The organism is Sulfurovum sp. bin170, from assembly GCF_010892395.1.
GTDB lineage: Bacteria > Campylobacterota > Campylobacteria > Campylobacterales > Sulfurovaceae > UBA1140.
This window is the reverse complement of record NZ_JAACKB010000310.1, coordinates 1-11,852: the sequence shown is the minus strand read 5'-3', so window position 1 is coordinate 11,852 and position 11,852 is coordinate 1. Positions and strand designations below refer to the sequence as shown.

Here is an 11,852-nt window from a genome sequence, read left to right as displayed (position 1 = left end):
TGCTTCATAGAGCTTAGAGATCTTAGTAACTCATCTATTTTTGTGGTGTCTGATTTTATAATGTTTTGTTTATCTTGCTCCTGCTCTCTTTTTGTATCTCCTCTTTGGGCTGTTGCGTATATCATTCCTATTAGAAATAGGGTAAAGATTCCAAGGAGTATCAGATAGGGTTTTTTAGAGGCAAACTTCCCACCTTGGCTCATGCTTGATGGGGATTGATTGACTTGGAGATTTTTATTACTCATTGTTGGCTCTTAAAACTTTAGATATGAAGCTTTCATATAGCCTCCACCCTCTAGCTTTACCCACTCTTCACCTCTACTATCCATTATTATTTCACTATAGGATATACTCTCTCCTCTTTTTATCGTAGCTATCTCTTTGGATTTAGCACTAGGTTTGGACCTGATTTTCAGACTACTTGCTGTTACTTTTGCTAGTGATAAAATGCTTTGCTTTCTTGCACTTATATTTTTTGGCATGGAGAAGTCTAAATTTGCAAACTTTCTACTATCTAGCCCAACAGCAGAGAATGAGCTAAAGGGTTTATACTGTCTATCTTTTAGTTTGTAGATTCTACTAATACTAACATCTTCACCAATATGATAAGAGACTCGAATCATCTTTTTATTGAGATAGGTAACTCTCCAAGCTAGAGGAGTTCTTGTTATACCTTTACCATAGATAGCACCTATACCATAACCTCTTTTTCTAAGTTCACTCTCTATACTCTTCTCAAACATAGAGCCTGTCTTCTCTATTTGAAATACAGTTGTTGCAGGTGAATAATAGGCTTTTATAATAGTTATAAAATCATGAACCACTATAGCATCTCTCTTTTTACTTAGGTCAATCTTATCACAAACAAATGGACTAAAGTGAGTGGGTTTTGAATTACATCCTATGAATAGTAGAGCTACACTTGTAACTATTAGAAATCTATTTTTAATACTCATTACTAACTCCTTCTAATATTTTTAGATGATTACTAGGTTTATGGTTAGAGTTTTTATCAACTCTATATATCATAATACTCTCTTGGTCACTTCCCACACCAAGTAGGAGCATGGCTGAATCGAAGAGTTTATCTACGATATACTTATCCTCTTTCAGTCTATAGTTGACCAAGTTTTTATTGGATGAGCTATCCAAAACTACTAATGCAGGTGCTTCTTGTACACTCATATCTTTTGGCATCTGAATAAAGGTTTTTATACCATCATTGTAGACTCTAAGAGGTTTCCACTTTGCATCACCCTCTATTTCGTAATTGAAATTTAAGTTATTTATATCTACTCGGCTTTGAGGTGACTTTTCAAATGTGTTTTGTTTCCTATAGCTGTTTGCTTTTTTTCTTTTGTACTGTTTATAGTTGAGTAGAGAGCTTTGAAGTGAAGCGTTATAGGTAAAGTTTACAATTGGAGTCCATGCATATTTTTTTGAGATGAGTTTGAGGTTATAGGTTCGTCTATCTGTAAAGATAATAAGATTTGTATTTAGCCCAAGGTCAAGAGGTTTTACAATAATGTGAACTATCTCATTTTTACCTTTTCCTGATACATCTGTTGAGAAGTTCCATCTTGCTGTATCACCTGCTTGTATAGATTTTAACTCTTCACCAACTTCTAGCTGAATATCGGTTATCTTTAGTGGAGAGCAGATGACTGATGGCATGGTTGCACCATGTAAAAATGTGATTCGTCCATCTCTCCCTTTCATCGAGCGAATATCATTCTCTAGCCACTTTTTAGCCTGTCGTACAGACTCCCACTCTCTCTCATCCATTCTGTAGCTATCTTCTGAGAAGTAGCTATTTTCTGCTAAAAGTTGATTACTTAGTGTGATATATATTAGTAATAAAATTTTCCTCAATCTATACCTCCTATTTAATTTTTTGGTTAAAGTTAAACTCTGTGATGTAGAGTCCTATGGGATTTTTCAGTATTCTCTCTTCGCTTGTTGGTGGTACTATTGCAAACTTTGTGATACCTTTATAGTTCTCTGTTTGAGTTAGCTCACCTTTACTGTTAAATGTCTCCTCTTCCCAATCTATCTGCCAACTATTTTTTGAGAGATTTAGCACTGATATGATTTTTACTACTACTCGCTTATTTTGGTGGAATGGTGGATTATCCACAAAGTACTGTGTTAGCATATTGTATGCAGGAGAGTTGGCTGATAGATAGTTGTAGGCTTTTTTTATCATTTGAACCTGAACATCTTTATCATTATAGATTGTTCTATAATTGACTATAAATTCCGAAAGTGAGAACTTGATTATTTTTGGGTCTTTGATAATAGTGGCTTTGGCTCTAAAGATGGAAATGGGTTCACCCAATTTGTTTATTTGGACGATATAGGGGATAAATCTATTTTGAGAAGAGGTGTATATAAATCCTCCTACGGCTAGAAGAGTTATAAGCATAAGAGAGATAGATATAATCTTCCAAGTGTGTGCCTGTTTGATATATGAGCCATATCGTTCATTCCACTCTCTTTTTGCATCCATATAGACACTGTTGTTTTGGCTCTTTTTATTCTGCATTATCTGATTCTCTCCTATTTATTATTGCTTGGTGGGCTATAGTTTGTTGGGAACTTTTTGTGATAATCTTGGGATGAAGTTGTATTTGAATTTGCTGTATGTCGCTCATCCAAAGCCTCTTTAGCCATACTTCCACCAATATTTGAAACTGCTTTGAGTGTTCCTACTGTTGCTTTTAGAGTAGCTTCACCTACTCCTTTTCCTATGCTCTTCATGCTTATTGGATTATTCATACTCTTACTGCTACTGCTTCCATTTGTTGTATTTGGTGCTTGTCCTGATGATTGATTAACACCATTTTGTGAAGTTTGGTTTGTCTTTAGTTATGAGACTTGACTTTTTGTAGAGCTTGTTACATTTCCTAAACCTTGTCCAATAGAGTTTGTAGCTGAAGTTAATCCTGCTTGTCCTACTCTTTGACCAAAGTTGCTATTACTTGAACCATATCCTGTAAAGAAACTCTCTACCATTGGATGAATCATTTTTGCTAGTGAGAAGAGAGAGAGTACCAAGATGACCAGATATATCAAGCTCTGATTATCATTATTTGAAGCATCATTTGCAAACTGCATAATGGTAGTGATAGAGAGTCCAATAATCAGTTTTATCATAAGTAACTCTAATCCTATTTTTAAAAGATTAGTAATCCCATTAATTGCCCACTGCCTCGTCTGTTGTAGTGCTGAAAATCCCATCATAATAATGTTGATATAGAGGGTAAAGTAGAATTTTAGGATAGTGATAAGCAATTCTATTGAGAGTAGTACGAGTAAAATCCCTGCTAAAAAAGCTGCAAGAATCAGAGCCATGCTTTTACCAAAATCGAATAGAGAGAAGTTATCAATAGCAAGATGAAATATCTGGTCAGCTGCCGCGAATAGATTAGCCGCGTGTACAGCCGTTCCACCTGCTGCTGTATTGGCTTGGTCTGCTAAGAGATTAAAGCTATTGAACCAATCTATAAAAAAGTTTGGTGTTCCAATAAGTCCATAGAAAATTCCAAATATTAAAAACATTCTCATAAATGTAGCCACTACTCCACCAAGCTCTATCTCACCTCTTGCTGCCATGAATCCCAACTCTAAAACTATCTGTATAGCTGCAAGAGCTACAAATATTCTGTAACCTAGATTTTGAAAGATAGGTTGCCACTGATTAGCTGATGCTATAAATGAATCAACTATATCATCATATAGTGTTGGGTCTTGGGTTGCAGGAACAGAAGTTGCCAATAGATTGAGTGGGAGCAGTATTATTAAAACCACGGCTATAGTTTGGAGTTTTCTATTGGCTTTCATAGATTAATATGCCTTTCCGTAATTTATAGTGAGGTCTCTACCATTGGCAGGTACTCGTGTCGAGTGAGCTGCATCCTCCATCTCCTCTCTAGCATTCTTTTTGGCTATCCATGCAGCATGGAGTTGATGGTTTGACATAAGGACTTTTTCTAGTTTTTTTAGTTGCTCTATGGAGTGTAGAGAGATTTGACTAACTACAGATATAGCCTGTTTCTGTCCTACAGAACTTTTACTTAAGTCTTTTAGTCTGTCCATGACCACTTTATCATCTTCCATATCATCCATTGATAAATTTAGCTGTTTTAGAGCTGACTCTACGGTATTTCTTGTACTTTTGTTTAGAGTTTTATACTCTTGGGCAAAGTCTCTAACACCTGTTGTACTTTGATACATTCGTACAAACTCATCATAATTTTTATACTTGTTTTTAAAAAGGGTCTCATAGTTTGATGCTGCGTAAGTTAAAGCATCTTGATAACTAACCAATCGTTTTAGCTCTCTTACTTGATCTTCAAAGTCTATCCAATCTCTTGAACCTAGTTTTTTCAGATTAGTCCTCATTGTCTTTAATTGGTCAAGATTATGTTTTACATTCTTTGCAAACTGTACATAGTCTTTGACTGAATCTATCTTATCATCCACCCATTGACCCACTTGGGTAACCTCTAGTGAACCTGCAAATGAGCTACCTTGTAATGAAGATAGAGATATTACCGATAAGATAATAGCTGATAGTATGATTTGTTTCATCTCTCCCTTTATATTAGTTGGTTCTATATTGAATCCATTTAGATATCCAAGTTGACTCATCTTCTGCAATTAGTTTTTTAATCTCTGTTACCTCCTCTATCGAGGAAGCTCCACAGAATGCTAAGGTGAAATCATCAAACATTAGATTAAATTTTCTTGTACCATTGGGTGAGCTATAGTAGTATTCTCTTTTAGGTATAGAGGAGTAGATAATCTCTATCTCTTGGTCATTTAGTCCAAAGGTTCTATAGAAATCATAGGGTCCTAAAATAGTGCTATCGGTTCCTTTTTGGAAAGCTTTTGAGTTGGGTAAAAATATTTTTGTAGGACATGACTCTTGGAGTACATCCAATACTCCAGAGTTGGTTGCATCTGATAGAGATTGGGTTGAAAGTATAACAGCACAGTTATACTTTCTAAGAACTTTTAACCACTCTTTGATTTTATCTCTAAATACAGGGTGACCAAGAACCACCCACGCTTCATCAATAAAAATGGCTGATGGTGATCCATCAAGTGACTGCTCTATCTTATGAAAGAGATAGAGTAGTATGGGTATAACTACTTTATCCCCTAACTGCATAAGCTCATGAAGTTCAAATGTAGATAGTGTTGCAAATGTGATACTATCTACATCTCCATCAAGTATCTCTATAGAGCCTTTGGAGCTATAGAATGAGAGAGCTTCTGATATATTATCATCTTGGATTTGAGCTATAAACTCTGTTAGGGTTTTTGAGTTGGTATCTATGTGGGTATTTAAAGCTTCTCTAATTTTTCTTTTCTGTTCAGGCATAACAGTTTGCCCCTGTAGCTCACATATCATCTCTATCCAATCCTCAGCCCAAACTCTATCTGCTGTGGTTTGAAGATTGGCTAATGGTGCAAAGGATAGTTCTGAATCCTCTGTTAGTATCTCATAATGTTTCCCACCAGTTGCTTTGGTAAGTGCAAAGAGTGAGTTTCCCTTATCAAAGGCAAATATTTTTGCATTTCTATATCTATGAAATTGAGCTACAAGTAGAGCAATAAGAGTTGATTTTCCTGCTCCTGTTGGACCAAATATTAGTGTATGTCCTACATCCTCTACATGTAGATTTAGTCTAAAGGGTACATGACCATCTGATACGGTGTGGAGTAGGGGAGGTGACTTTATGGGAAACTTATCAGAGGGGCAATATCTATCTCCTGTCCAGATATTACTTGTAGGGATAAAGTGAGCTAGATTTAGGGTTGAAATCATCTGTTTTCGGAGATTTTCTATGGAGTGAGAGGGTAGAGTTCCCAACCACGCTTCTAATGCGTTAAAGTTCTCCACTCTTGCACTAAATCCTAAGCTCTCAATATTTTGAATAACGATATTAACTTTTTTATGTAGTCTCTCTTGGTCTTCATCTAGTATGACAATATTTGCACTATAGTAACCAAAAGAGACCATATTTGATTTTTGGTCAGCTGTGGCAGAGTCTATCTGCTCTACCATCTCGGTGGCGTATTTATCAACTTTGTTTGTTTGAATGTCAAAAAGCTGTTGCCATAAAGAGGTGGTCTGTTGATTCCATTTTCTTCTCTCTTTATCTAGTAGTGATAGAGCTTCACTCTGGTCAAGATAGATAAATCTATTTGAGAATCTATACTCAAAATCCATCAAGTTTAGGTTATTTAGAATATTTGGGCTTGACTCCATAGGGAAGCCATCGATAGAGACTATCTTTATAAACTTATCACCTATCTTTGGTTCTAATCCACCTATTAAAGATTTAGCTCCTATAATACTATCAAGATACATTGGAAGAGGTGGTAGTTTTATAGGATGTTTTTTACCTGTGATATAGTAGTTAATGGTTGAGAGAATAGGGGCGTAGATAGACTCTTCTTTATACTTATCCTCTTGTGTATAGTTCTCTAGTCTCTCTATTTTAAAAAATGAGGTGAAAATATTTTCAAACTCTGCCAATTTCTCATGAAAATATTTTATATGAGTCTCAAATTCAGTCTCTCTGTTCTCTCCACTCATTAAGAGCAGTAATGATTTAACCTTTGAGGGTGGGATGTAGGTTAGAAATAGGGTGAATTGTGTTTCGTATAGATTTCCCTGATTTTCAAAGTAGTCTCTTCTATTGTTATCTATCTGTTTGGTTATGGGGTCTTTAAAAAATGACTCTTCTTCTTTAGGGTAGTTATTAACTTTGGTTCTAAAGGAATCTATATGTATTGTCCAATTGCTACCAAATTGGCTTAGTATTCTGTTCATTCTATTGGTTAATGCATTTCTCTCATAGAGTGGGGCTGATGAGAGGTCACTAGAGGTATAACTATACCCTGTGGTGAGTGAGCCATTTTTATTTAACAATGTTGCAGAGTCTATCATCGTTGCATAGTTTAGTAAATCACCTAGAGATTTTGGTTTATCTCTGTAGGCTTTTAGATTTATCATTTGTTTTCCCTTTTGACATTAAGGGTATTTTATAAGAAAATTGCTTTACTCTTAATAAAAACTAACTAAAATTAATATAAATGATTTATTTTTAATATGCTTTAAAATGTTATAATGCTGTTTTTGGGGTAGTTTATAACTTTACCAACCCTAATATCTTTTAATTTTTTTTATAATGATAGATGTAAGATGGCTACTTTTACATAACCACGCCAAAAGCGACATTGATTCTTCAATAAAACTTAAATTAAAATTCCTCAAAGCTTTAGAGTTTTTACAAGAGAAATACACAAAGGTACCAAACACGCCAAGAGTTCTTAATTTAATCTGAAATATACACAAGTTTAAACAATCTCCTTTTTTCGGCATCCCCCTTTAAATCTAGCTTAAAGTGATTCTCTCAACTAAAAAAGTTCCTCCTTGTCAAGTCTAATCATGGCACTAACGCGTTTACTCCTTTTAGTAAAATCATATTCCCCATAAAAATTGATATGACTCCAATGAACTGTAGAGCTGTTTTGAATAGCTTGAATAATTTCATCCTTCTCTTTTTGAGATTGAGCTTGTTGTATTTTTTTACTCATGTAAAGATAGTTCCAGAGGATTATAGAGTTTTGAATTAGTCTTTTTGAGTTATTAGCGATATTTTGCTCCTCTACTGTTGAGACTTGAAACTCTGCATTATTCCCAAAGAAAACGGCTTTAGAAAATTTGTTAGATGCTTCTACTTTATTGAGCTGTTTCTCAATGCGTTGTCTAAGCTCAACATTATCAATATAAGTTAGTAAAAAATCTGTTTTTATAATTTTTCCGAACTCTTTGATTGCCCTATATAACTTGTGTTGACGGCTATAAGAGGTTAATCGTTTTAGCAGTTGAGAGGTGGTTGTTTTCCTTGATTTTATAGTGACAACAAACCGTAGAATATCATCCCAATTTTCTTTCATTATTTGTTCTTTTATCTTATGTTTTGGAATCAGTTTATAGCCTAGAGCATGATACTCCTTTGGAAAGTTGAAGCTATAGAGTTGTTGCTTTTTAAAGTTTTTAATCCTTGGTGCAAATGAAAATCCCAATAGATGAGTCAATCCAAAAATAACCTCACTATATCCATGTGTATCCGTTGAGTGTATATCACTTTTTATGACATCATTGTGCATCAACCCATCAATCACATACCCACTCTCTCGTTCAGAAACATTGATAACTTGTGAATGGAAGAGCTGGTGTGACTCATCTATAAAGGTATAAACACTTACCCCTTTTGGGAAACCAAAGTATTTAAGAGAGTGTCCTGCATTGGTGGAATCTACTGAGGGATTCATATTAAACTTTTGACCATCGCTAGAAGTATGATTCTCCTCTTTGTGACTTCTCATCAGTTTTACAATATCTAAAGTGTCCATAAATGTAATAACTCTATTATTGGCTTCAATGGTGTTCTCTCCTGTAAAGTACCATATCCTGGTATTATCAAGTTGATTCTCATTGATTCCTTTGGAAATTTTACCTATTTTTGAGATATTGATGTTACATCCATAGCCCAATACAGAAGCCAACAGTAGGTTTTGATTTCTCTCTCTTTTACTTTGACTATAGTGTTGAAAAGCTTCTAAAAAATTGGTCTCTTGATTAATGGAGTGCAACACATCAATAACAGAAAGATAATCGCTTTGAGGAAAATATTTGGAGATAGACTCCTCTTGATATGGCTCTTTTTCAAGCTTGGGTGTCTTTAGAATAAAAGAGTCTGCTGTTAATCTAAAATTGGTGTTTAACTCTTTGATAATCCTCTCATTGGTCTGCTTATAGCTACTCTCTAATTTTGATTTTATTGGTTCTAAAAATTTCTCCAACTCTTTTAAATGCTCCAAATTATAGGTTTTCAATAGTGCATCTTTATATTTTTTCCACTCCTCTTTATCAATCAGATAACTTTCAAAGTTTTGATAACGATAGGAGTGTTTTAGATTAAGTCTTCCTGATTTTATGGCATCACCAATATGAAAAAAGAGCAATATTTTATAGAGTGATATTCTAAATTTCCCCTCTTCAAAGATAACTTGTTGCTCCTCTTCACTCAAAAATGCTCTGGGGGAATCTTTTTGAACATCTCCATCTCGGTTCTTGAAATAATTAATCGCCTCAATAATATTTTTATGAGAGCTTGGTTCATCAAACTCAAGAGCTTTAACTACTCCTGATAGTTTGCCTTGAAGTGATTTTGATTTTTTCTCAATAAACTCATACCTCTTATCAACTGAAGATTCAAACAGTTTTTTTTCTGAGAGTATCTCTGTAAGAACCCTGCTTTTTTGTTCTACAAGCTGTTTGATAAGATCTACTTTTTTTGAGGCGTTAATAGTCTCATTTTTTAAAATGGCATCAATCTCATTAAGCATTGAAAGATTAGACTCCTCTAGCGATTGAATAATTCTATTTTTATTCGGCTCCTGTTCAAAACTAGCATCTTTTTGAGACCTAAGTGATGAGTTTTTGGCACTTTGTACAATGGAGATAAATCTATCAATTAGATTATCATTACGGATGAGATATTGATAATAGATGAAAGATAGAAGGAGGAAACTTGTATTGAGTTTATCTTTTTGAGTAAGTTGGGTTGTTTTTCCTTTCTCAATCCATCTAGCATAATATTGAGCCATTTTTGGAGTAACTCCTATAGTCTCTATCAACGCTCTTATGGCATTAAATTTAGATTTTATTGTACTAAAATGCTCCAAACTCAATAACATCTGCTTTCGATTTGTGGAGTGTCCTATTCGTTTATACTGTATGATGTTATACTTGTTTTTATAGCTACTATTTTTATCTAAAAAATCATCAAGCACTTTTAACCTCTCATCATTTAAATAAGATTCTAGTTTGTTTAAAACATTTATTTTTGGGTAACTTAGAGCGACTGAAATGATTCTCAACAGTTCAGAATAACTGGGTATTTCTATCTTTAACTTTTTTGAGAACTCAATTAAAGAGTAGAGTATTTTTTTACGATGTACAAAATTGTTGGCAAGATTAATTGCCTCTTGTTGAAGTTGCTTTTCTATCGAGTTATCATAAGGCTTAATACCTAAATGGGTTTTTATTAATCTCTTATATCGCTGAATGGTTCTTGAACTACTGGAGATAATTTTAGTTTTTTTAAGATTATAAATCTCTTCGATATAAAACAAATTCTCATCACTACTCTCAATTTTAAAAAATCTATTGGTTGCTTTAAAGTAGCCAAACATCAAAATAAGTAGGGTTTTATTTGAAGCTTTATCAACGGAGATTAAAGTATCCATTAGACTACTTGGTAATTTAAAAAAATACTCTTTTTGTTGATAAGTGAATTTTGGAGATTGTTCTAAAAATTTTTCTTCCTCTTTGGTTAGGATTCTTAAAGTTGTTCCCATGAAGTCATTCCTATTTGTTTTTTATTCTTATTGTATATAACCTTTGCTATACTTAGAATAAGTAACGGATTATTTTATACTATTTGAATCTATTTTAATATAAATTGAATATGGGTCACAAACGGTGGTTTGATTTACATAAGGGGAAAACCAAAATGCTTATAGGTTATGCAAGAGTCTCAAAATCAGATGGAAGCCAAGTTTTAGATTTACAAATAGATGCACTAATAGAAGCAGGAGTTCAAAAAGAAAATATCTACTCGGACAAAGCATCTGGAGTCAAAGAGGATAGACCAGGATTGGAAAATTGTCTTAAGGCTCTTAGAGAGGATGATATATTGGTGGTTTGGAAACTTGATAGGCTTGGACGAAATCTAAAACATCTTATCTCTACAGTTGATGAATTAACACAAAGAAAAGTTGGATTCAAAGTTCTCTCTGGTCAAGGGGTTGATATTGACACCACCACTCCATCAGGGAGAATGGTCTTTTCTATTTTTGCTGCTCTTTCTGAGTTTGAAAGAGAACTCAACCGTGAGCGAACCATAGCAGGACTTCAAGCAGCACGAGCTAGAGGACGAAAAGGTGGACGAAAATTTCAATTGACTAAAGCTCAAGTGAGATTAGCTCAAGCCTCCATGAAAAATCGTGATACTTCTGTGGCTGAACTTTGTAAAGAGCTTGGGATTACTCGCCCTACTCTTTATCGTTATGTTGGACCCACAGGGGAGCTTAGAGAGTTTGGAGAGAAAGTTCTTAAGCTTTGAAGAGTTTTAATTTAAGTTTTATTAAAGAATCAATGTCGCTTTTGGCGTGGTTATGTAAAAGTAGCCTAAGATGGGAGTAAGATAGCTGTAAAATTCTATATTTTTATTCCCACTTCAACTTTAAAAGAGCCTTTTTATCAACAGGAGCTGTACTATCTTGAATACTCCCATCAGGCATCTTAATAATAGCAATAAATTTATTCTCATCATCTGTTGGTTTAAAATCTATTATCTCAAAAGTAGCCTCTTCAAATCCACCTAAATCACTTTGAATATTCTGCTTGAACTTTCTATTTAGAAAATCTCTTTTAACTATATCTATCTCTTTGATTCCTGATTTTTTATCTTTTATACTCTGAATAAACCTCACTAGACTCTCTTTAGTATATGGTAGTTCCATATCATATCCATTTTCATCTTTACCAACAACAATAAATTTTTCACCATTAACTTTTATATTTCCAATGGTTAATACAATATCCTCTACACTAGTAAGAAATTTTACTTTTTCTCCAATCACAACCTCATATCCATGAAGCTCTTTTAGTTTTATATCCGTTTCTATAACTTCTGTATTTAAAGATTTTTCAAAATCAATCTCCTTAATATTTTCATAGTAAAATATTTTTTTATCATCAT

The 11,852-nt window shown here is 33.9% G+C and carries 11 protein-coding genes; 1 reads left to right on the top strand and 10 read right to left on the bottom strand.

All coding sequences use genetic code 11. From position 1 onward, the window contains the following. The 9 genes from GSY74_RS07440 to GSY74_RS07400 form a co-directional block, all read right to left on the bottom strand. Positions 1–245: hypothetical protein (locus tag GSY74_RS07440; RefSeq protein WP_164664472.1), on the bottom strand; the 245-nt coding region annotated here is incomplete at its 3' end. Between the two features lie 9 nt (positions 246–254). After that, positions 255–956, bottom strand: a complete 702-nt coding sequence (locus GSY74_RS07435; RefSeq protein ID WP_164664471.1) for an SH3 domain-containing protein — start codon at positions 954–956, stop codon at positions 255–257. Continuing rightward, a complete protein-coding gene (gene trbG, locus GSY74_RS07430) occupies positions 946–1,872 on the bottom strand; it encodes a P-type conjugative transfer protein TrbG (protein WP_164664470.1) in 927 nt (308 codons plus the stop codon). The genes GSY74_RS07435 and trbG overlap by 11 nt, the downstream gene beginning before the upstream one ends. 10 nt (positions 1,873–1,882) lie before the next feature. Beyond that, positions 1,883–2,545 (bottom strand): VirB8/TrbF family protein, encoded by a 663-nt coding sequence (locus GSY74_RS07425; RefSeq protein WP_164664469.1) that lies wholly within the window; start codon positions 2,543–2,545, stop codon positions 1,883–1,885. Positions 2,546–2,559: 14 nt separating this feature from the next. Beyond that, entirely contained in the window at positions 2,560–2,778 is a 219-nt protein-coding gene (locus GSY74_RS07420; protein ID WP_164664468.1) for a hypothetical protein, read from the bottom strand. 90 nt (positions 2,779–2,868) lie between these two features. Then, the gene (locus GSY74_RS07415) at positions 2,869–3,843 is read right to left on the bottom strand and encodes a type IV secretion system protein (protein ID WP_164664467.1); all 975 of its coding nucleotides are present in this window, start codon (positions 3,841–3,843) and stop codon (positions 2,869–2,871) included. A 3-nt stretch (positions 3,844–3,846) separates the two neighbouring features. Continuing rightward, positions 3,847–4,593, bottom strand: coding sequence for a P-type conjugative transfer protein TrbJ (gene trbJ, locus GSY74_RS07410; RefSeq protein WP_164664466.1), 747 nt, complete (start codon positions 4,591–4,593; stop codon positions 3,847–3,849). 13 nt (positions 4,594–4,606) lie between these two features. Then, on the bottom strand, positions 4,607–7,030 hold the full coding sequence (locus tag GSY74_RS07405) for a helicase HerA domain-containing protein (protein ID WP_164664465.1): 2,424 nt from the start codon (positions 7,028–7,030) through the stop codon (positions 4,607–4,609). A 404-nt stretch (positions 7,031–7,434) separates the two neighbouring features. Beyond that, the gene (locus GSY74_RS07400) at positions 7,435–10,446 is read right to left on the bottom strand and encodes a Tn3 family transposase (protein WP_164664464.1); all 3,012 of its coding nucleotides are present in this window, start codon (positions 10,444–10,446) and stop codon (positions 7,435–7,437) included. Between the two features lie 155 nt (positions 10,447–10,601). Here GSY74_RS07400 and GSY74_RS07395 point away from each other — a divergent pair, with 155 nt between their 5' ends. Further along, positions 10,602–11,213, top strand: a complete 612-nt coding sequence (locus tag GSY74_RS07395; protein ID WP_164664463.1) for a recombinase family protein — start codon at positions 10,602–10,604, stop codon at positions 11,211–11,213. Positions 11,214–11,316: 103 nt separating this feature from the next. Here GSY74_RS07395 and GSY74_RS07390 read toward each other — a convergent pair. Then, on the bottom strand, positions 11,317–11,852 hold a 536-nt coding region (locus tag GSY74_RS07390; protein ID WP_164664462.1), incomplete at its 5' end, for a hypothetical protein.